This window comes from Streptomyces sp. NPDC004752, assembly GCF_053601275.1.
Window position 1 is genome coordinate 19708 of record NZ_JBSGBN010000087.1, and the last position, 21113, is coordinate 40820.

Below are 21113 nucleotides of genomic sequence, written 5' to 3' on the forward strand. Positions count from 1 at the left end.
TGTGACCGCCCCGCCGAACGCGAAGCGGCTACGTATCCACCCGATGAAGTGGAAAGCCGCCTGCGCCTACATCGAAACTCATCATCGCCACCACGACCCGCCGCAAGGCCATCAGTTCTCCCTCGGGGTCCACACCGATGACGGCGCCCTGGTTGGCGTGGCCATCGTGGGCCGTCCCGTCAACCGCCATCTCGACAACGGGCTGACCATCGAGGTCACCCGCGTCGCCACCAACGGCACCCCGAACGCCTGCTCCGCCCTGTACGCAGCTGCATGGCGCACCGCCCGCAGCGCGGGCTACCGCCGCGCCATCACCTACACCCAAGACGGCGAAAGCGGCGCAAGCCTGCGCGCCGCGGGCTGGCGAAAGGTCACTGACCTGCCCGCCCGCCCTGGCTGGGACACCCCCAACCGTCCCCGCCGCACGCTCGGCACCGAAAACGTAGCCCGCGCCCTGTGGGAGATCACCACCCACAACGCACCGCCCTTGCCCGAACCGTGTGACGAAACCCGTGACGAAACCCCCACCACCCGCGGACGCCGCAAGCGCTGCCCGGAGTGCAAAGGACCGATCACGGCAGCTGCCACCGGACGACCCCCGCTCCGCTGCTCGCCCGCATGCCGACAACGCGCCTACCGGCGTCGAACCCAGAACCGAGCGGAAGGAACTGCATGAGCCCCCACGCCCTGCCCCGACTCCGTATCCACGTCGACGGCTGTCCGCGCCGCGCACTGGTCCTCACCGACACCCCCCGCCCCGACTGCGCCGACTGCCGTGGGGAGGGCGGCTTCGAGTACGACTACGGCGACCACAACGGCGAATACGCCGGTACCGAATGGGACCCCTGCGACTGCTGGAACGAAAACCGCCGCTGGACCCTGCTCCCCCTCCCGCACCGCCCCCGATGGCTACGCCGCCGCAACACCGGCCGCGACCCGTGGGCCCCCGACGGCTACAGCAACGAACCACCCTTCTAGCTACGCCAAGGGCGGCCCCCACCTCACGCCAATGACGCGGGGCCGCCCTTGCCCACCAGCACCGTTCAGGGAACTGGAGACCTCCAGCATGACCCATGACCCCCGATCCGCGCTGCTGTCGGCAGCGCTGGACGCCGCCGAACACGGCTGGCACGTCTTCCCCCTCCGCCCCGACACCAAGCGGCCCGCCCTGCACGGGGAAGCCGCCTGCCCCCGCACCGGCCCCTGTACAGGTGGACACCGGAAGTGGGAGCAGCGCGCCACCACCGCCCCCGACCGCATCCGCGCCGCCTGGTCGCGGGCCCCGTACAACGTCGGCATCGCCACCGGTCCGTCCGGACTGCTGGTCATCGACCTGGACACGCCAGAGCACAAAGGCAGTTCGGACGCGCCTGACGGCGCGGCAACCTTCGGGGCGCTCTGCGAGCGCGCCGGACATGCCGTCCCCGCCACCTACCGCACCCGGACCGCAAGCGGCGGACAACACCTCTACTTCACCGCCCCCGACGGCATCCGGCTGTCCAACACCGCCGGGACCGTTGCCGATTCGGTCGACACCCGCGCATGGGGCGGCTACGTCGTCGCAGCGGGCAGCATCACCCCCGCCGGACCCTACGAAGCCCTGAGCGGCCCCGAGACCGCCTCACTGCCCGCCTGGCTGCAATGCATCCTGCAACCCGCCCCCAAGCCGTCTCAGGCGCCCTCAACGGCCATCCCGGGGCAATCCCGCCGATATGCGGATGTGGCACTCGCCAGTGAGACCCGGAATGTCGCCACGGCCCAAGTCGGCGGCAGGGAAGCCGCGTTGTTCCGGGCCGCGCGCGCTCTGGGACGGTTCGTCGCGTGGGGCGACCTCCCCCGGCACGTGGTCGAGCAGGCTCTTCAGGCGGGGGGCGAGGCGGCCGGACTGTCCGCGTCCGAGTGCCGCTCCACCATCCGCAGCGCCCTCAGCTGGTCCATCACACACAACCAGCGCAGGCGGGGGGCGGCATGAACCCCCGTCCCCGCCCCCCACTGAAGAGCATCACCACCACCCCGACAGACCCCCGCGCCGCCGGACCGGGCACGCCCCCGCCGGTTGTGGGCGGACCGAAGGATGCCGCCCGCAAGGGCGTCCGAACTGTCCTTCGTTCTGACCCGCAGCAGGGAGACGGCCGGCACCCCGTCGCGTGGCTGCACATCCGCGCACCACGCGGCACAACCCCTACCGCCACATCCACGTGCGCGTGCAGCCGGGACCAAAGCGCCGTCGGCCACAAGCGCGTGCTGGCCCTGATCGCCGACCACACCGCCCACCGCGACGCCTGCCCGCTCCGCAACCCCCAGGAAGGAAGGGCTGCCGCATGACCCCCACCATCGACGGGGCCGCACTGCTCAACGAGGTGGAAGCCTTCCACCGCCGGTTCAACGTCTTCCCCACCGAAGCCGCCTACGTCGCCGTCGCGTTGTGGGACGCCCACGCCCACCTGCTCGACTGCTTCGACTCCACCCCCCGTCTCGCCTTCCTCTCCCCGGAACCCGGCTCCGGGAAGTCCCGGGCACTGGAGATCGTAGAGACGCTGGTCCCACAGCCCATGACGGCCGTCAACGCGTCCGCCGCAGCCCTGTTCCGGTCCGTGTCCAACCCCAGCGGCCGACCGACGATCCTGTTCGATGAGATTGACACGATCTTCGGCCCGAAGGCGGGGGACAACGAGGAACTGCGCGGGTTCCTGAACGCCGGTCACCGACGCACCGGGGTCACCTACCGGTGCATCGGCGACGGCGGCAACCAGAGCGTGCAGGCGTTCCCCTCGTACTGCGCGGTCGCGGTCGCCGGACTCGGCTCCCTGCCCGACACGATCATGACCCGTTCCGTCGTCATCCGCATGCGCCGACGGGCCCGCAACGAACGCGTGGAAGCCTTCCGGGCCCGCGTCCATGAAGCCGAGGGACACAAGCTCCGTGACCGCCTCGCGCAGTGGGCGGAAGGCGCCCGGGGGTTCGTCATGGGGGCGTGGCCGGACATGCCCGACGGAGTCACCGACCGGCCCGCCGACGTGTGGGAACCCCTGCTCGCCATCGCCGACGCGGCCGGAGGGGACTGGCCGGAGCGGGCGCGGGAAGCGTGCGTGACGCTGGTCACCGCCTCCAAGACCAACGACAGGGGCAGCCTGGGCGTCCGGCTGCTGACCGACCTGCGCGATCACGTCATGGTCGGTATCGACCGGCTTCCCACCGTCGCCATCCTGGACCGGCTGAACTCCCTGGACGACGCCCCGTGGGCCGATCTGCACGGCAAGCCGCTCGACAACCGGCGCCTGTCCCGGATGCTCGCCGAGTACATGACGGCCGACAACGAGCCGATCGCTTCCCGCAACATCAAGACCGCCGGGAGCGTCCTCAAGGGCTACCACGCCGCCGATCTGCACGACGCATGGGCCCGCTACTGCCCCCCACCCCCGGAAAGTCCGCTACCTCCGCTACCCGGCACCGAAAACGTGGCCTGACCTGCGCTAACGCGGTAGCGGCAACCGGCCCCGGTTGCCGCTACCGAGCCGCTACCCATCCGCTACCGCTACCCCTTCCCGCTACCTCCAACAGGCCCCTGACCTGCACGGTAGCGGCGGTAGCGGAAGTAGCGGCCCTCAGAAGGGGGCCGACGGGCCCCCGCTCCTCACCCCGAGAAGGAGTTGCCGTCTTGGCAGGCACCGAGAAGCTCAAACTCTGCGAAGTCCTCAGTGAGATCAAGATGAGCCGCGCCGCGTTCTACCGCATGCGCGCCCGTGGCAAGGCTCCGAAGCTCATCAAGCTGTCGAACGGGCAACTCCGTTGCCGTCGCAGTGACCTCGACGCCTGGTGGGCCAAGCACGAGATGTCCGCCTGAACCACCACCGCCCCGAAGGGACCCCGCTGTTCGGCGGGGTCCCTTCCCCTTGAAGGAGAGCAATGCACAGCTATGACGTGCGCGTTTGGAGCGTCCGGAAGCGTTCGAGCAAGGCCGCCCCGTTCCAACTGCGGTGGGTGGTCGACGGCGAGGAGTTCCAGGAGAAGTTCGCGACCAAGACGCTCGCGGACGCTCGGCGTGCGGAGCTGCTGACGGCGACGCGCAAGGGGGAGCCGTTCGATACGGAGACCGGTCTCCCTGTGTCCGAGGTGCGCGAGCGGAATCGTACGAGCTGGTACGCCCACGCTCGCGCGCACGCCGCCCGGAAGTGGCCGACCGCGGCAGCGAAGCACCGCGCGAGCATCGCGGAGAGCCTGACCATCGCCACGATGGCTCTGTGCCCGGCGGAGAAGGGGCGCCCGGCTGACGACGTCTTGCGCCGCGCCCTCTACCAGTGGGGATTCAACGCCGGACGGCACGACCAGGAACCGCCGGAAGCTGAGGCCAAGGCACTGGCGTGGGTCGAGCGCAACACCCCGGCCGTGGTCGACCTGGACAGCGCCAAGCGCGTGCGCACGGTGCTGGAGTACCTGGCCAAGCGCCAAGACGGGAAGTCAGCCGCTGCGAACACGTTCCGGCGTCGCCGGGCAGTGCTGAGCAACTGCCTGCGCCTGGCCGTGGAACACGAGTTGCTGCCCGGCAACCCGCTGCACCGCGTGCACTGGGAGACCCCCAAGGCAGTGGAAGAACTGGACGTGCGCAGCGTCGCCACCCCAGCACAAGCGCGGGCCCTGCTCGATGCGGTCCGCGTCCAGGGTCCCCGCGGTGCCCACCTGGTCGCCTTCTTCGCCTGCATCTACTACGCCGCGATGCGGCCTGAAGAAGTGTCCATGCTGAGCGCCGACCAGTGCGACCTTCCCGCCGAAGGGTGGGGACGGCTCCTGCTCGCCGGCGCCCGGCCGCAAGTGGGCTCCGCATGGACGGATGACGGCAAGCCCTACGAGGAACGGCAGTTGAAGCACCGGGCCCGCCGGGCGATTCGGCCGGTACCCATCCCGCCGGTACTGGTCGCCATCCTGCGCGCCCACCTCGACGCGGTCGGCACGACGGCCGAGGGGCGGTTGTTCAGCGCGGTACGAGGGGGCCCAGTCCGGTCGCAGGAGTACGGCGCGGTATGGAAGGAAGCGCGCAGGAAGGCGCTCACCGCGGCGCAGGTGGCCTCCCCGCTTGCGGCCATCCCGTACGACCTGCGGCATGCATGCGTGTCGTTCTGGCTCCGCTCCGGGGTGAGCCTGGCCGAGACCGCCCGCCGCGCGGGTCAGAGCGTCGCCGTCCTCCAGCGCTACTACGCCAAGGTGCTGGACGGCGAGGAAGCCAAGATGAACGCGCTGATCGAGCAAGGGTTGGCGGAGCACGAGAGGCAGGCCGAGGGGCCCTGATCCCTGGCCGCAGGTTGGCCGCACACGCTGGTCAGAAGCGGGATACCGCCGGATCAGGGTGAGACAGGGTGCACGAAGAAGGGGCGCCCCTCGATGAGGGGCACCCCTTCTGACCAGCACCTCTATGACCTGTGCGGAGGCGGTGGGATTTGAACCCACGGTGACATCGCTGCCACGACGGTTTTCAAGACCGTTCCCTTCGGCCGCTCGGGCACGCCTCCCCGCGCTGCACGGTGGGCAGCGCGGGAACAAGACTAACCGGTCGGCACACGCGCGTGGGGTCAGCTGTCGCCCTCGCGGGAGCCGAGGGTGAGTTGGACCGTGTGCTCCTGGCCGCCCCGCTGGTAGGTGACGGTGACCTTGTCGCCGGGCTTGTGGGTCCAGATCTCGCCGATCAGGGTCGGGCCGCTGTCGATCACCCTGTCGTCCAGCTTGGTGATGACGTCGCCCGGCTTGAGCCCCGCCTGGTCCGCGGGACCGCCCGACTCGACCGCGGCTGCGCCGGCGGCGGTCGACTCGCTGATCTTCGCGCCGCCCGTGGAGTCCTCCAGGGAGACGGACGCGCCGATCTTCGCGTAGACCGGCTTGCCGGTCTTGATCAGCTGCTGGGCCACGTACTTGGCCTGGTTGATCGGGATGGCGAAGCCGAGGCCGATGGAGCCGGACTGGCCGGAGCCGCCCAGTCCGCCGCCGCTGCTGGACTGGATCGCGGAGTTGATGCCGATGACCGCGCCGCCGGCGTCCAGCAGCGGGCCACCGGAGTTGCCCGGGTTGATGGACGCATCGGTCTGCAGGGCGCTCATGTAGGACGCCTTGCTGCTGGCGCTGCCGTCGCTGGAGGCGACCGGGCGGTTCTTGGCGCTGATGATGCCGGTCGTCACCGTGTTGGACAGTCCGAAGGGCGCGCCGATCGCAATCGTCTCGTCGCCGACGGCCACCTTGTCGGAGTCGCCGAGGGCGAGCGGCTTGAGGTCGGACGGGGCGTTCTTGAGCTTGATGACGGCGACGTCGTAGCCCTGGGCGTGGCCGACGACCTCGGCGTCGTACTTCTTTCCGCTCGGGAACGTGGCGGTCAGCTTGCCGCCGTCGACGGCCTCCGCCACCACGTGGTTGTTGGTGAGGATGTGGCCCTGGGTGTCGAAGACGAATCCGGTGCCCGTGCCGCCCTGGCCGCTGCTGCCCTCCGCCTCGATGGTGACGGTGCTGGGCAGTGCCTGCTGCGCGACGGCCGCGATCGTGCCCGGGGAGCGCTTGACCTGCGAGGCGCTGCCGTTGTCGGAGGCCGAGACGGTGGTGGAGCCGGCGCTGTCGTTGTTCTTGGCCAGGGTGTAACCCAGTCCGCCGCCCAGTCCGCCCGCGACCAGCGCGGCCACCAGGACCGCGGCGACCAGTCCGCCGCGTCCGCTGCGCGGCTTGGGGGCGGGCTGCTGCCACGACGATCCCCAGCCGAAGCCCGCGCCCGCGCCGCCGTCCGCGTAGGTGGGCGTGGCGGGCGGCGGGGGCGGCCAGGAGCCGCCCGGGGCGGAGCCGGCGGCCGACGGTCCGTCGGACGGGCCCGCCGTGGCATACGCAGTCGGCACCCCGTCATGCTCCGGCGCGCCGGGGGCGCCCGGGGGCACCGGCGGCATCGGAGCCGTCGGCGTACTCCCCTCGGGCGGGGCTGCCTGGGGGGAAGCAGCGGGAGATGCCACCGGCACGGGGGGTGCGGACGGGGCCGGGGGGACCGTGGTGCCCTCGTTCTCGGTGCTCACAGCTCTTCTCCTCGATCCACGGCTGTTGTTCTCGGTCGCACTCGGTCACGCGCATTCACGATTGTTCACGGTCCGGCGCGATGCAGCTGTGCAGGTGCTTTTGTCTGATGTCAGCTTTTCCCATGGGCCGTCAGAGCACCATAAGCGGTGGCTGTGGGTCCGAGGCCACCCTTTATATAGGTCTTTTCTGACAAAATTTCCATTCTGGAGCGAAGTGGGCGCCGCCGTTTCGCTTCCCATACGCGCCCGCACCGCCGCGCGTACCTCCTCACGATGGGACCATGGCGCGGTGACCCACGCACCACAGCACCACATCCAGGTCGTCGCCCACCGGGGGGCCTCCGAGGACGCCCCCGAGCACACCCTCGCCGCCTACAAGAAGGCGATCGAGGACGGCGCGGACGCCCTCGAGTGCGACGTACGGATGACCGCGGACGGCCACCTCGTCTGCGTCCACGACCGGCGGGTCAACCGTACGTCCAACGGGCGCGGGGCGGTGTCGGCTCTGGAACTGTCCGAACTGGCCGCTCTGGACTTCGGCTCCCGGCGGACCCGCGAGACCTGGCGCGGCCGGGACGAGGAGCCCGACTGGGAATACCGCCCGGAGGACCGCGCGGACACCTCCGTGCTCACCCTGGAGCGGCTGCTCGAACTGGTCACGGGCGCCGGACGGCGGGTGGAGCTGGCCATCGAGACCAAGCACCCCACCCGCTGGGCCGGGCAGGTGGAGGAACGGCTGCTGGTGCTCCTGAAGCGGTTCGGGCTCGACTCCCCGGCCGCCGCCGAGGCTTCGCAGGTGCGGATCATGAGTTTCTCGGCGCGCTCGCTGCACCGGGTGCGGGCGGCCTCTTCGACGCTGCCGACGGTGTACCTGATGCAGTTCGTCTCACCCCGGCTGCGCGACGGGCGGCTGCCCGCCGGCGTCCGGATCGCGGGACCCTCGATCCGGATCGTGCGCACTCACCCGGCGTACATCGAGCGGCTGAAACGGGCCGGTCACCAGGTGCATGTGTGGACCGTGAACGAGCCCGAGGACATCGACCTCTGCGTCGAACTGGGCGTCGACGCCATCATCACCAACCGCCCCCGCGCGGTGCTGCACCGACTCGGCCGGTGACGCCCCCGGCAGAGTGCGCCTGTGCGCGCCGATGACTCGAAGAGTCTGAAGAGTCTTATGAAGAGTCACGTAAGGACCGGTTCACACCCCTTGACCCCGTCCGCACCCCTCAAGCATGCTCCTTTCTCGGCCACAGAATCGAAATCAAGCCACGCCTTCATCACTCCGTCACGGGGAGTGCCCCGGCGCGCTCGGTCCGTATTCGATCGTTGCGAATGCATCACCGGCCGCGGGTTGACCAGTTTCCGGTACAGGCCATTGGGGCATCCACACCGTGGCGTGGGGCGAAGGAGGTCTCGGGGGTGGCGTTGGTGGTGGCACAGGAAGTGCCCACGTCGTCGAGCATGGCCGTATCCCATGGCCCTGCGGGCGTGGGGGAAGCAAGACACCGGATGCGCGATCAGTTGAGCAGCGGTGGCGTATCGGAATCGGTCATCGACGACGCCGTACTGATCCTTTCCGAACTTTTGAGCAACGCCTGCAAACACGGGCGTCCACTGGGTGAGGCGTCGGCCGGGGACGGGGACGTCCGGGCCGCGTGGCGCGTGGACCCGCGCGGTCGGCTCATCGTCGAGGTCACGGACGGCGGCGGTCCCACCCGCCCGGCTCCGGCCACCCCGTCGGTCACCGCGCACGGCGGTCGCGGGCTCAACATCATCACGGCACTGGCCGACGACTGGGGCGTACGGGACGACACCCGGGGCGAGGTCACCGTGTGGGTCGTCGTCCACGCGGACGTGCACGATCCGGACGCCGGGCGCCGCCTGGAAGGCTTCGCCGCGCGGGTCGCGGCACCGGTCGTCTCCGGACTCCCCGACCTCGGCTTCGTGGACGACTTCGACGACGTGGACTGAGCTCCCGGGCCATCGGTCCCGTTCGCAAGCCGTCCATTCGCATCGCAAGCCGCACATTCGCCAGTCGTCCGTTCGCAAGCCGCCGGCGCACAAGCCGTCGGTTCCCAGGCCGCAGGTTGCCGGGCTCCCGCGGCGCAGGTTGCCAGGTTCCCAGGCCGCAGATTGCCGGGTCGCCCGTTGCCGGGCGCGGTGCGCAGTGCTCGGCAGGTGTCACTGCGCCGACCGTGCTGCCGCGTTGTCCACAGGTCCCGGTCGGCCGCGGCGTAAACGGCTAGGCTCCGCCCGTACGAGATGAGCCGTAACCGGGAGACACCCACCATGGCCAAAAAGCGACCCCAGACGAAGGCCAAGCACCCGCAGACCACGGGCGGAGTCGGCGCCGAAGGCGCTGAAGGACACGTTCCGGTTGTCGGTGCCCGCGAGCCCTGCCCCTGCGGCAGCGGCCGCCGCTACAAGGCGTGCCACGGCCGGGCCGCCGCGCACGCCGCTACCGAGCTGGTGCAGCGGCCCTTCGAGGGTCTGCCCGGCGAGTGCGACTGGGTGGCGCTGCGCGAGCTGGTGCCCGCCGCCACCGTCGAGCTGACCCTGAAGGACGGCCTGCCCGAGGGCGTCCCGTCGGTCACGCTGGCGACGGTGCTGCCGATGGCCTGGCCGGCCCTGCGCCGCGACGACGGCTCGGTGCTGCTCGGCCTGCAGAACGACACGGCGTCCGGCGACATCAGCCGCGATCTCGCCGACACCCTCCAGCAGGCCCTCGGCGCCGAGCCGGGCACGCCCGTCCAGGGCCGCCGCGCCCCGGCCGACGGGCCGCGGCTGCAGGAGTTCCTCGACCCCGAAGGCGGCTTCGAGCCAGTTGTGCACAGCGGCTTCGAGTTCTGGGTCCCGGACCCGGAGAACACCACTCCGGACGTGGCCGCCTCCCTGGAGCGGGCCAACGCCGCCGCCGTGCCCACGGTGAAGCTGGCCGGTGTGGACGCCGCGTACTGGTGCGAGACGCCGGAGAAGAACCACCTGCGCTGGGTCATGCCGCACCCGGAGGAGCGACTTCTGGACGCCCTCGCCCGGCTGCACGCGGCGGGCCGCTCAAGCCTCGGCGAGGGCACCCGCCTGGTCGGTTCCTTCCGTGCTCACGGGCTCACCGTGCCGGTCTGGGACCTGCCGAGCACGGTCTTTGCCGAGGATGTGGAGAAGCCGGCCGCCGAGTTCGCCGAGCGGCTCGCCGCCGCCCTGGCCACCGACGCACCGCTCACCGCCGACGAGCGTCGCGCGCGCGGGGGCCTGACCAACCGGCAGGTCACCCTCAGTTGAGGCACCGGGCCGCACCGGTGTGCGGCTGACCGGTCGGTCGGCCGCACAGCGGATCGCAGCATCGGGTGACTCCTGTCACAACTCCCCGTCGCGACAGGGAAATCGGTGTCCGAATAGCCAAGACGGAATTTGCGAACCGCCGATCTCTTGTTACCGTTCCAGTAGCCCGGTTGCTGGTGCATCCCCCGTCGCCAGCAACCGGGTCTTTCCATGTGCGGCTCCATGTGCGGCTCCATGTGCGGCTCCATGTGCGGCTCCATGTGCGGCTCCATGTGCGGCTCCATGTGCGGCTCCGTGCACAGCTCGATGGACGGCACGCTGTACGGAACGCACCCATTCGTCAACTTCCGTCGGACAGACCAGAGTTGCTGCCCGAGCGCAGCAGCAGCGGCCCCTGTTCCCGGCGGGCCGAGAACTCGGTGACCGCGGTGTATCCGTCCAGGACGTCCCGGGTGCGCTCGCGCGGTGTCTCACAGGTGTCGGGCGTGTCGTCGGCGCCCGCCGCGCAGTGCATCCGCACGGTGCGGTCGCCGGGTCCCATCAGGCTCAGCACGGAGTCCAGCGCCGCTCCGGTGGCGTTGCGGTAGTAGGTGCGCGCCCAGGTGTCCGCGCCCTGCGTCAGGACACAGGTCTGCGCCTCGATGCCGTCGGGGGAGGAGAGTTCGGGGCCGCAGCGGGCGGCGGTGGTGGCGGTGGCGAGGCCCGGACCGAGCAGCTCCGGATCGCGGCCGGCTGCGGCGGATGATGCCTTCTCGTCGTCGTGCCTGTCGCCGAGTCCACGGTCGTACGAGGGTTCGTACGGCGAACCGTAGGCGGCCTCCTGAGCAGAACGGCGTACAGCCGTTCCGCCACCGTCACCGACGGGGCCCGCGGAGGCCACGGCCAGCGGCAGCGCCACTGCGCATGCCACGACGCCCGCCAGGGCGAGCAGACGAACGTTCATGTGCGGACGATAACGAGCGGGCTCGGGCGCCACATGCCGTGCGCGCCCGACACCCCTACAACTCGGGCGCGCTCACACCCGTACGAGTGAGCGCGTCGACCACGGCATCCACCACCGCTTCCACGTCGGGCACCCAGGGCGCGGCCGAGCCGGGCAGCGGGGCGCGCTCCCAGCGGATGGCGCCCTGGCCGGTCTCCGACGGGGGCAGGGCCAGATAGCCGCCGTCGCCATGGAAGCGGAGCGAGCCGGGGACGAAGTCCTTGGCATAGAGCAGTTCGCCCAGTTGCTCCATGGAGTACGGCTTCACGAGCAACGCCCACCGGGTGGGCGAGGCGACCACCGGACCGAGCCGCATACCGCGGCGGTCGAGGGCGTCGAGGGCGTCGGCCGCCGCGAGGGCCGGCAGGCTGACCGCGCAGGGCGCCGTGCCTCCGGTGGCCAGGACGATGGGCGCGCCGGGCCGGTTGGTCCACCACCAGCGCACCATGCGCGCGTCGATGGAGGCCGCGAGGAGGCCGGGGTCGAAGGGGTGCGCACCGGGCACCGTGCACTCCGGGTTGGGGCATGCGCAGCGGGCCCGGCCCTCCGGGTCGGGCGCCACGCCCGGGAGCACCGGCCACTGCCATTCTGTCGCAAAGGTCAGAGCCGCGCTGATCAGGTCGGGCCCCCCGCCGTTCCGCCTGGGCAGGAGCCTGCGTCGCCTTCCGAGGATCTCGCGCATGAGCGCTCGTTCCTTTCCGTTGCACCGCTGGCAACACCGTGGACCACATCACACCATGTGTCGATCACTTCACTGTGCGTACCTGTTGGCGCATCACACCCCTGCTCCGGGCAAGGGGAACCCCAAGGGGTCGAGCGTTGGCCGTATCCGCGTCTCTACTACGTCTGTCAAAAAAACACGGCTGCGGCGCGGGGGTGGCGAAGTCTGGCGTTTTGCCGTCACACGTATTTCTCTCCGCCTCCGCCACGGGAGGATGGGGCACGGTCGTCGGTGGTTATGACGCCCGGGTCCGTCGCCAGGTTCCGGGTGGCCCCCAACCACCCCTGGCCTTCTCCGAGTACGTACCCATCACGACCGCTGTGACGCTCTGTGGAGCAAGGCCAGTCGACCGCAATGAACCGATACCCGAGGCAGTTTTAAGCCAACTTTGCCATTACGCAAGGGGTCCGACGGAACCCACAAGAGGCCCACGGACACCAGGAATCCCAGCAGGACAATGCTGGACATCTCCTCACGAGTGCGTGTACATGTGGAGACGTTGCCAGCGGCGCAGAATGACATGGGGGTTTGCGATGCTATGGAGCAATACGTACCGCTCTGAAGGCCGGGCACCATGAGCGCCCCTCACCCTCCGAAAGTGGCCGGAATCGATTCAACGCTCCCCACGCCCGCACACACTGTCGCGCCCGTCATCGCCGCCCCGGGCACACCTCCCGTGGCGAAGACGGCCGTCCCCCACGTCCCCCCGCCGGGCGCCCTCCTCCAGGACCGGCTGGCCGGCTGGGTCTCCGACCTCACAACCCTCCACGAACTCACCGAACGCCTGGCCCGTACCGACTCGCTCGATGCCGCGCTCCAGGAACTGCTGCGCGCCGGAGCCGCCCTCGTGGGCGCCCGGCGCGGTCTCGTCGTGCTGGAACCCGACGACGGCCGCGGCCCCGGCAGGACGGTCGGCCTGGGCCTCGCCCGGTCCGATCTCGGCCATATCGAGACCGTGCCCCGGGGTGCCCTGCCCTATGCGGCGCTCCTCGACACGGCGGCCGGACTGCCCGGCGGCGCCGGTGAGATCGTCCACCCCGACCTGTTCGCCGAGGACGGCCTCGACCCCCGCCACCGCGAAGTGGCCGTCCGCCTCGGCTACGCCGCCAGCTACGCCCTGCCCCTGTCCACCACGGCCGCCGGCCGACTGGGCGCGGCCGTCTGGTTCTACGACGAACCCGCCGAACCGCACGAGCGGCAGCGCCACCTCGCCGGCCTCTACGCCCGCTACGCCACCGAACACCTCGCCCGGCTGCTGGAACTGGAACGCACGCGCGCGTGCATGGCCACCATCGCCGAGGAGTTGCTCCCCTCCCGGCTGCCCCGGGTGGCCGGCGTCCAACTCGCCGCCCGGCACAGCAGCGGCCCGCGCGGCGGCGGCGACTGGTTCGACGCGCTGCCGCTGCCGGACGCCGCGCTCGGCCTCGCGGTCGGCTCGGTCACCGGTTCCGGTCCGAGCGCGGTCGCCGCGATGGGCCGACTGCGCGCGTCGCTGCGGGCGTACGCCGTGATGGAGGGCGAGGACCCGGTCGCCGTTCTGTCCGACCTCGAACTGCTGCTGCGCCTGACCGAACCGGCCCGCTCCGCCACCGCCCTGTTCGCCTACTGCGAACCCGCACTGCGCAAGGTCACCCTGGCCGGCGCGGGACACAGCCCGCCGCTGCTGATCGGCGAGCGGCGTACCGAGTTCGCGGAGACCTCCGTGTCCGCGCCCCTGGGGATGCTCGCCTGCTGGGAAGCACCGAGCGTGGAGATCCAGGCAGCGGCCGGAGAGACGGTTCTGCTGTACACCGACGGGCTGCTGCGCCGCACCGGCGACTCCATGGACCGCGCCTTCGCCCGGCTGCACGCGGCGGGTGCCGGCGCACCACGCGTGCTGCGCGGCGACCCGGGCGCCCTCGCCGACCACGTACTGCGGGCCATGCTGCCGGAGGGGCAGGGCATCGCGGACGGCGAGGAGGACATCGTGCTGCTGGCGGCGCGCTTCGACTGACCGTCGGCCCAAGGTCGGCCTGCCGCTTCGCAGGACCGCCGGCCGGGCGTCATCCCGGCCGTCGGCTGCCACCGGGCGGGCGAGCGCAACCCGACCACCGGGCGGGCGCGTAAGCCGGCCATCGGGCGGGCGCGAAGCCGGCCACCAGGCGGGAGCGAAGCCGGCATGACCGGTCACAGCAGGTCGTCCGCCCCAGGGTCCGGCGCGGTACGACCGTACGATGATGAGGGTCCCCCTGCTTGGGCGGAGCCCAGAGCGCCGAGTGCTCGGGGGAGGATCCGTGCCGTATCGAGGAGGATGACCGTGGCCGACGAACTCAACCCGGAAACCCCGGAGACTGAGTCGGAGGAGCCGATCAAACAGCGCAAGAACGGCCTGTACCCGGGCGTTTCCGACGAGCTCGCCGAGAACATGAAGTCCGGCTGGGCCGACACGGAGCTGCGCGACCTGAAGCCCATCGAGCAGGCCGAGCACACCGCGCGCCGCCGTGCCGCGCTGTCCGCCCGCTTCCCGGGCGAGCGCCTGGTCGTGCCCGCGGGCAACCTGAAGGTGCGCTCGAACGACACGGACTACCCCTTCCGGGCGTCGGTCGAGTACGCCTACCTCACCGGCAACCAGACCGAGGACGGCGTCCTCGTCCTGGAGCCCAGCGCCGACGGCCACCGCGAGACGATCTACCTTCTGCCCCGCTCCGACCGCGAGAACGGCGAGTTCTGGCTCTCCGGCCAGGGCGAGCTGTGGGTCGGCCGCCGCCACTCGCTCGTCGAGTCCGAGGCGCTGTACGGCATCCCGGTCGCGGACGTGCGCGAGCTGGCCCACGCACTGCGCGAGGCCACCGGCCCGGTCCGCGTCGTGCGCGGCCACGACGCGGAGATCGAGGCCGCGCTGACCGACAAGGTCACCGCCGAGCGCGACGAGGAGCTGCGCGTCTTCCTCTCCGAGGCGCGGCTGATCAAGGACGAGTTCGAGGTCGGCGAGCTGCAGAAGGCCGTCGACTCCACCATGCGCGGCTTCGAGGACGTCGTGAAGGTCCTCGACAAGGCCGAGGCGACCAGCGAGCGCTACATCGAGGGAACGTTCTTCCTCCGCGCGCGCGTGGAGGGCAACGACATCGGCTACGGCTCCATCTGCGCGGCCGGACCGCACGCCTGCACGCTGCACTGGGTCCGCAACGACGGCCCGGTACGCTCCGGCGACCTGCTCCTGCTCGACGCGGGCGTCGAGACGCACACGCTCTACACCGCGGACGTCACGCGCACGCTGCCGATCAACGGCACCTACAGCGAGATCCAGAAGAAGATCTACGACGCCGTGTACGACGCCCAGGAGGCCGGGATCGCGGCCGTCGCGCCGGGCGCCAAGTACCGCGACTTCCACGACGCCGCCCAGCGCGTGCTCGCCGAGCGGCTCGTCGAGTGGGGCCTGGTCGAGGGCCCGGTCGAACGCGTCCTGGAGCTGGGGCTGCAGCGCCGCTGGACCCTGCACGGCACCGGTCACATGCTCGGCATGGACGTCCACGACTGCTCGGCCGCGCGGACCGAGACGTATGTGGACGGCGTGCTGGAACCCGGCATGGTGCTGACGGTCGAGCCGGGCCTGTACTTCCAGGCGGACGACCTGACCGTGCCGGAGGAGTATCGCGGCATCGGCGTCCGTATCGAGGACGACATCCTGGTGACCGCGGACGGCAACCGGAACCTCAGCGCCGGACTGCCGCGCCGGTCGGACGAGGTCGAGGCGTGGATGGCCGGGCTGAAGGGCTGACGTCGTATCCGAATGGCCGGGTACCGGTGGGTACCCGGCCATTTCGGCTGCCGGTGGAGGGTGGCCGGTGGCCGGTGGCGGGTCGCGCGGTTCCCGCGCCCGTGGGAGGCACGGCGCCGACGTAGGCGTAAGAGGATCGTGGACGTAAGGGGATCGTGGACGTAGGGGGATTGTGAACGACTTCTGGACCGGTCTCGGTGTCGATCCGCGTATCGAACCGGACGCGGCGGACGGACGCCGGGCCGGGCTGGAGCGGGCGCTGCGGGACGCCGTACGGGACGGTCGGCTGACGCCCGGGACGCGGTTGCCGGCGACCCGGACGCTCGCCGCGGAGCTGGGCATCGCGCGGGGCACCGCGAAGGCGGCCTACGACCAGCTCGTCGCCGAGGGCTATCTGACCGCGCGGCAGGGCTCGGGCACCCGGGTGGCGGAGCTGGCGGCCGCGGGCGCGGACACGCCGGAAGCCGCGGCACACGCGCGTGCGCCGCGTTTCGATCTGCGGCCGGGCGGCCCGGACGCCGGGGCCTTTCCGGCGGCGGCCTGGCTGCGGGCGCTGCGCCGCGCCATCGCGGCGGCGCCGTCCCCGGCGTACGACTACGGCGATCCGCGCGGCCGGATCGAGCTGCGCACCGCGCTGTCGGAGTATCTGGGGCGGACGCGGGGGGTGCTGGCGCCGCCGGAGCGGATCGTGATCACTTCCGGGTTCGTGCAGGGTCTCGCGCTGCTCACGCGCGTGCTGGGCGGTGGCACGGTCGCCATGGAGGATCCGGGGCTGCCGTTCCACCGCGAGGTGGTCCGGCGCAACGGCGCCACCGTGGTGCCGGTGCCGGTCGACGAACGCGGGGCCCGAGCCGAGGAGTTGGGCGACGCCGCCGCCGTGCTGGTCACGGCCGCGCACCAGTTCCCGACCGGTGTGACACTGCACCCCGAGCGGCGGCGGGCGCTCGGCGACTGGGCACGCGCGCGTGACGGGCTGATCGTCGAGGACGACTACGACGGGGAGTTCCGCTACGACCGGCAGCCCGTCGGCGCGCTCCAGGGCATGGCGCCGGGCCGGGTCGTCTACCTGGGCACCGCCTCGAAAACGCTGGGCCCGGCGCTGCGGCTGGGCTGGATGGTGCTGCCGCCGCACCTGGTGGACGCGGTCGCCGACGTCAAGCTGCACAGCGACCACCACACCGAGTCCATCGGCCAGTTGGCGCTGGCCGACCTGATCGACAGCCACGCCTACGACCGGCACGTGCGCGCGTGCCGACTCCGGTACCGGCGCCGCAGGGACCGGCTCCTGGATCGGCTGGGCGCCGGCCGCCGGGTGAGCGGGATCGCGGCCGGCCTGCACGCCCTGGTGGAGGTCGCCGACGAGGCGGAGGTCCGCGGCCGGGCGGAGGCGGAGGGGCTGGTCCTGGGCTGCCTGGGCGACCACTGGCACGCACCCGGGGGCGACGGACGGCGGCAGGGGCTGGTCGTCGGGTACGGGACACCACAGGAACGGGTGTATCCGGAGGCGCTGGAGATCCTGGCCAGAGTGCTGGACGCCCGCTGAAGCGTCCGCCGGGCGGCGTTCTCCGGCGGCCGGTACGTGCGGGGCGTGTTTCGGCAGCCGGTGCGGTGCGCACGGGGCTTTCTCCGGCGGCCGGTGCGTACGAGGTGCTTTCCGGTGTCCGGTGTGTACGGGGCGCTTTCCGGTGGCCCAGTGACGGTGTGCGGCCCACTCTGGCGGCCCGTGTCGCGGGCGACGGCGTCAGGCGGCCCGTGCCTGCGGGAGGCGTATCCCAGCGGCCCGTTGCGTGTCAGGGGCGTTCTCCGGCCCGCGATGGCTGCGGGCGGCAGCATCAGACGCCCTGGGACTCCGGGCGGCAGTGTCGGACGGCTGGCGACTCCAAGCCGCAGCACCAAACGCCCCGCGACTCGAAGCGACAGTGTCAGACGGCTCGCGGCTCCAAGCGGCGCATTCCGACAGCCCGTTGCACCTCAGCGGCGCCCCCGGTCGCCACGACTCCTGGCGGCAGCATCAGCCCTCCGACTCCAAGACCGTGGTGTGTCAGCGGCGATCCCCGGCTGCCGGTGCGGCGGCGCCGGCCTCTGTCGCCGTACCGCCTGCCTCCAGCACTCCAGCACTCGGCGGGCACCCGCCTGCACCTGGCGCAGGCCGAGCGGGCCCGCACTGTGCAGGAGTTCGGTGCCCTGCGAGGACGTCCAGGCGGGCCTGTGCCTCGGTGGCACCGACCGCACGCGGCGGCGCGGGGCGGGCGCCCGGGGGGCGGCCCGGTCGGTGTGCGCCGCGATCCGCCGGGCGGTCGCGGTGGATGCGCGCGCTTCGGCCGTCGGCGTCGGTGCCGACGCGGTCGCCGCGACCGGCAGGCCCGGCGCCCACAGGGCGCCCCGGTGGCCGTAGCCGGCCAGGCACACCAAGTGCTCGGTGCGCCGCATGATCGCGCCGAGTTCCGCGCGTAGCCCAGGGGCCGGTGCGGCGGCCATCGCCCCTGCCGCGAGGCCGGGTGCCAGCGCCTTGGCCGACCAGCGCAGGGAGCGGTGGAGCGTTGGTCCCGGTGGTCGGCCGGGGTGCCCGGTTCACGCGGGTCGGGCAGGCCGGGCTTGCAGGTCAGCGCCGATTGGGCTTGTGCGCGTCGACGGCCGCCCGCGCCAAGGCATCGTCCGCACTGCTGCTCATACGAGAGGAAGCCGGGCCCGGCGCTTGTCAGGGACATCAGCACAGACGGAGCGGCGGCTGCGAAGACGCGGGGCCGGAAGTCACCGGGCGCCGGCGGTCACGCCGTGAGCAGGATGGGGTCCTTCGTCCACTTGAGCATCTTGTCGAAGCTCACCACCGTGCCGCCGCGGCCCGGCTTGTTGCCGATGTGGACGTGATCGGCGAGTTCCCGGATCAGGCACAGCCCACGGCCGTGCTCCGCGTCCACGCGCGCGGTACGGATGGCCGGAGGGCGCGCGAAGCCCGGCCCGGAGTCGGTCACCTCGATGCGGCACTTCTCGCCGTCCAGGTAGGCGGTCACGCGGTACGCCTCCGAAGCGCCGCGCACGGTGTCCCCACCGTGCTCGACGGCGTTCGCGCATGCCTCGCTGAGGGCGACGGACAGATCGTAGGAGATGTCGGGGTCCACGCCCGCCGTCTCCATGGTGCCGAGCAGCAGCCGTCTCGCGAGGGGAACGCTCGCGGCTTCGCGGCGCAGATGGAGTGACCACCAGATGCTCATGCTCCAGCCTCCTGGCCGCGGTTCGACATACCGTTACCTATTGCCGCGGGCACGCTCGTGTAAGCACACCCATGACGTGACGCCGCCCATACGGCGGATGCGGTCGGGCAGGAATCGGTGTATGGGGGACTTTCGGACCTGCCGTGGGGCACGCGGGGCTTCAGTGGGATGATGAGCCCGCCATGTCTGCCCCTCACCCGCGTACGGTGCGCTCCGGAGACCGACTCCGGATCCTGCGGGCCGCGGTGTTCGCCGCGGCCTGTGTCGTGCTGGCCGCGGCCGGGCACACGCTGGCCTCCTGCGCCCCCGTCCCGCTCTGGACGCTGGGCGTCGGATTCCTGGGCTGCATGGCGCTCGTGGTGCCGCTCGCCGGCCGGGAGCGCTCGCTGCCGGGCATCGCCGCGCTGCTGGCGTTCGGCCAGACCGCGCTGCATGTGCTGTTCGGACTGGGTCAGCACGGTACGGCCGCCATGGCGTCCGGCGCGGTGTCGACGGGTTCGACGGTGGCTCCGGGTTCGATGGGGTCGATGGGCTCCATGGACTCGATGGGTGGGATGAGCGACGCCGCGCTGGTCGAACAGGCCGCGCGGCTCGTCTGCGGTGCCGGCGCGGCGGCGATCACCCCGGCCCACGCCTACCGGCTGCTGGCCGACTCCCGGCTGATCAACGGCTCGGGCCCGGCCGCCGCGCAGCACGCGGCCGCCGCCACCGGTTCCTCCGGGTCCTCCCCCGCCGCGCTGCTGCCGTCGCTGCCCATGCTGCTCGGCCACGTCCTCGCGGCGGTCGCCGTCGGCTGGCTGCTGCGCCGCGGCGACCTGGCCCTGCTGCGTCTGATGGAACTGTCGGCGCATGGAGTCACCGAGGCGGCGCTCGTACGGTCCCTGCGCGGGGCGCTCGCGCTGGCCCGCGCTCTGTGCGGCGGGCTCCAGGCCGAACCGGGCCCCGGCCCGCGTCACCGGCGTACCGCGCGCGACGAAGCGCCCGCCCCGCACACCACCGCGCTCCAGCACACGGTGGTCCGGCGCGGTCCGCCGACCGTCACCGCACTCGTCCTCGCCGCCTGACGCGACGGACCGCCGCTCCACCGGAATCCGGAGGGAGGGGGCCGGCCGCCGTCGTGCGGCACGCGCGCGTGCGCAACGCGCGCCCCTCTTCCAGACCGGAACCACCGGAACTCACTCGGAGTGGAGTGCTTTCTGCCATGAAGGCTTCTCGTATCACGGCTTCCCGCATCACGACTTCTCGCATCACGACTTCTCGCATCACGGCTTCCCGTGTCGCCGCCGTCACCGCTGTCGCCGGCTCGGCCGTCCTCGCCCTGTCCGCCCCCGCCTTCGCGCACGTGTCCGTGCAGCCGGAGGGCACGGCGGCCAAGGGCGGCTACGCGGTCGTCGACTTCAAGGTCCCCAACGAGCGCGACAACGCCTCGACCACCAAGCTGGAGATCAGCCTCCCCGCCGAGCACCCGCTGGCCTCGGTGATGCCGCAGCCGGTCGACGGCTGGGACGTGAAGGTCACCAGGTCCAAGCTGGACAAGCCCCTTGAGTCGCACGGCGAGAAGATCAGCGAGGCCGTCACCAAGGTCACCTGGACCGCCAACGGCAAGGGCATCGAGCCCGGCTTCTTCCAGAAGTTCCCGCTGTCCGTCGGCGCCCTGCCCGAGGACACCGACCAACTCGTGTTCAAGGCGATCCAGACGTACTCCAACAAGGAGGTCGTGCGCTGGATCGAGGTGCCGCAGGAGGGCCAGGCCGAACCGGAGAACCCGGCCCCGGTGCTCGCCCTGTCCGCCGCCGAGGAGGACGGGCACTCCTCCTCGGGCGCCGACAGCGCCTCCGACAAGTCGGACACGACGGGCAAGACCGAGAACGCGGCCGCCGACACGAAGGCCGCGGACTCCTCCGGCGGCAGCGACACCACCGCACGCGTACTCGGCATCGTCGGCATCGTCGTCGGTGTGGCGGGCGTCGGGTACGGCGTGGCCGCCGGGCGTCGGCGGACCAACGCCTGAGTCCGCTCGCCAGCGGCGGGGGGGGGCGGGGGGGCCGGGCCCGCCCGGGGGCCCCGCCGGGGGCGCCCGGTGTAGGATATCTGTGTATTATTTTTTTGATATTATGGGTGTGATGCG

Annotated in this window: 19 protein-coding genes and 1 tRNA gene; 15 read left to right on the plus strand and 5 right to left on the minus strand. The window is 71.7% G+C overall.

The features are described from left to right. The first annotated feature begins 1 nt into the window (after position 1). The 6 genes from ACWEKM_RS30450 to ACWEKM_RS30475 all read left to right on the plus strand — a co-directional run bounded on the left by ACWEKM_RS30450 (position 2) and on the right by ACWEKM_RS30475 (position 5283). On the plus strand, positions 2 to 676 hold the full coding sequence (locus ACWEKM_RS30450; protein ID WP_451624479.1) for an XF1762 family protein: 675 nt from the start codon (positions 2 to 4) through the stop codon (positions 674 to 676). Beyond that, the gene (locus ACWEKM_RS30455) at positions 673 to 978 is read left to right on the plus strand and encodes a hypothetical protein (protein ID WP_451624480.1); all 306 of its coding nucleotides are present in this window, start codon (positions 673 to 675) and stop codon (positions 976 to 978) included. Before ACWEKM_RS30450 ends, ACWEKM_RS30455 begins: the two co-directional genes overlap by 4 nt. Positions 979 to 1066: 88 nt before the next feature. Next, on the plus strand, positions 1067 to 1972 hold the full coding sequence (locus ACWEKM_RS30460; protein WP_451624481.1) for a bifunctional DNA primase/polymerase: 906 nt from the start codon (positions 1067 to 1069) through the stop codon (positions 1970 to 1972). Between the two features lie 349 nt (positions 1973 to 2321). Next, positions 2322 to 3467, plus strand: coding sequence for a DUF3631 domain-containing protein (locus tag ACWEKM_RS30465; RefSeq protein ID WP_451624482.1), 1146 nt, complete (start codon positions 2322 to 2324; stop codon positions 3465 to 3467). Between the two features lie 191 nt (positions 3468 to 3658). Then, positions 3659 to 3844: a helix-turn-helix transcriptional regulator gene (locus ACWEKM_RS30470; protein WP_451624483.1), complete on the plus strand. Its 186-nt coding sequence runs from the start codon at positions 3659 to 3661 to the stop codon at positions 3842 to 3844. A 62-nt stretch (positions 3845 to 3906) separates the two neighbouring features. Next, positions 3907 to 5283, plus strand: coding sequence for a tyrosine-type recombinase/integrase (locus ACWEKM_RS30475; RefSeq protein WP_451624484.1), 1377 nt, complete (start codon positions 3907 to 3909; stop codon positions 5281 to 5283). 134 nt (positions 5284 to 5417) lie between these two features. Here the strand turns inward: ACWEKM_RS30475 and ACWEKM_RS30480 are convergent. Both ACWEKM_RS30480 and ACWEKM_RS30485 read right to left on the minus strand, forming a co-directional pair. Beyond that, positions 5418 to 5504: transfer RNA gene (locus ACWEKM_RS30480), tRNA-Ser, on the minus strand. Between the two features lie 60 nt (positions 5505 to 5564). After that, positions 5565 to 7034 (minus strand): S1C family serine protease, encoded by a 1470-nt coding sequence (locus ACWEKM_RS30485; RefSeq protein WP_451624485.1) that lies wholly within the window; start codon positions 7032 to 7034, stop codon positions 5565 to 5567. A gap of 289 nt (positions 7035 to 7323) precedes the next feature. Here ACWEKM_RS30485 and ACWEKM_RS30490 point away from each other — a divergent pair, with 289 nt between their 5' ends. The 3 genes from ACWEKM_RS30490 to ACWEKM_RS30500 all read left to right on the plus strand — a co-directional run bounded on the left by ACWEKM_RS30490 (position 7324) and on the right by ACWEKM_RS30500 (position 10313). After that, positions 7324 to 8151 carry a glycerophosphodiester phosphodiesterase gene (locus tag ACWEKM_RS30490; protein WP_451624486.1) on the plus strand — a complete coding sequence of 276 codons (828 nt, stop codon included), beginning with the start codon at positions 7324 to 7326 and terminating at the stop codon, positions 8149 to 8151. Between the two features lie 215 nt (positions 8152 to 8366). Continuing rightward, positions 8367 to 9005 (plus strand): ATP-binding protein, encoded by a 639-nt coding sequence (locus ACWEKM_RS30495; RefSeq protein WP_451624487.1) that lies wholly within the window; start codon positions 8367 to 8369, stop codon positions 9003 to 9005. Positions 9006 to 9323: 318 nt separating this feature from the next. Further along, positions 9324 to 10313 carry a DUF5926 family protein gene (locus ACWEKM_RS30500; RefSeq protein WP_451624488.1) on the plus strand — a complete coding sequence of 330 codons (990 nt, stop codon included), beginning with the start codon at positions 9324 to 9326 and terminating at the stop codon, positions 10311 to 10313. A 340-nt stretch (positions 10314 to 10653) separates the two neighbouring features. Here ACWEKM_RS30500 and ACWEKM_RS30505 read toward each other — a convergent pair whose 3' ends face one another. After that, entirely contained in the window at positions 10654 to 11256 is a 603-nt protein-coding gene (locus ACWEKM_RS30505) for a hypothetical protein (RefSeq protein ID WP_451624489.1), read from the minus strand. A gap of 55 nt (positions 11257 to 11311) precedes the next feature. Then, positions 11312 to 11977, minus strand: coding sequence for a bifunctional DNA primase/polymerase (locus ACWEKM_RS30510; protein ID WP_451624490.1), 666 nt, complete (start codon positions 11975 to 11977; stop codon positions 11312 to 11314). 613 nt (positions 11978 to 12590) lie between these two features. Here ACWEKM_RS30510 and ACWEKM_RS30515 point away from each other — a divergent pair. The 4 genes from ACWEKM_RS30515 to ACWEKM_RS30530 all read left to right on the plus strand — a co-directional run bounded on the left by ACWEKM_RS30515 (position 12591) and on the right by ACWEKM_RS30530 (position 18168). Beyond that, positions 12591 to 14009 (plus strand): PP2C family protein-serine/threonine phosphatase, encoded by a 1419-nt coding sequence (locus tag ACWEKM_RS30515; RefSeq protein ID WP_451624491.1) that lies wholly within the window; start codon positions 12591 to 12593, stop codon positions 14007 to 14009. A 297-nt stretch (positions 14010 to 14306) separates the two neighbouring features. Beyond that, positions 14307 to 15773, plus strand: coding sequence for an aminopeptidase P family protein (locus tag ACWEKM_RS30520; protein WP_451624492.1), 1467 nt, complete (start codon positions 14307 to 14309; stop codon positions 15771 to 15773). A gap of 172 nt (positions 15774 to 15945) precedes the next feature. Continuing rightward, a complete protein-coding gene (gene pdxR, locus ACWEKM_RS30525; protein WP_451624493.1) occupies positions 15946 to 17316 on the plus strand; it encodes a MocR-like pyridoxine biosynthesis transcription factor PdxR in 1371 nt (456 codons plus the stop codon). 636 nt (positions 17317 to 17952) lie between these two features. Then, positions 17953 to 18168: a hypothetical protein gene (locus ACWEKM_RS30530; RefSeq protein ID WP_451624494.1), complete on the plus strand. Its 216-nt coding sequence runs from the start codon at positions 17953 to 17955 to the stop codon at positions 18166 to 18168. 373 nt (positions 18169 to 18541) lie between these two features. On the opposite strand, the gene ACWEKM_RS30535 is transcribed toward ACWEKM_RS30530, so the two are convergent. After that, positions 18542 to 18985 (minus strand): ATP-binding protein, encoded by a 444-nt coding sequence (locus ACWEKM_RS30535; RefSeq protein ID WP_451624495.1) that lies wholly within the window; start codon positions 18983 to 18985, stop codon positions 18542 to 18544. 182 nt (positions 18986 to 19167) lie between these two features. Between ACWEKM_RS30535 and ACWEKM_RS30540 the strand changes: the two genes are divergently transcribed. Together ACWEKM_RS30540 and ACWEKM_RS30545 are read left to right on the plus strand one after the other, a co-directional pair. Further along, complete coding sequence (locus tag ACWEKM_RS30540) at positions 19168 to 20049, plus strand: hypothetical protein (protein ID WP_451624496.1); 882 nt, start codon at positions 19168 to 19170, stop codon at positions 20047 to 20049. Between the two features lie 197 nt (positions 20050 to 20246). Next, positions 20247 to 20996 carry a YcnI family copper-binding membrane protein gene (locus ACWEKM_RS30545; protein WP_451624498.1) on the plus strand — a complete coding sequence of 250 codons (750 nt, stop codon included), beginning with the start codon at positions 20247 to 20249 and terminating at the stop codon, positions 20994 to 20996. Positions 20997 to 21113 lie beyond the last annotated feature (117 nt).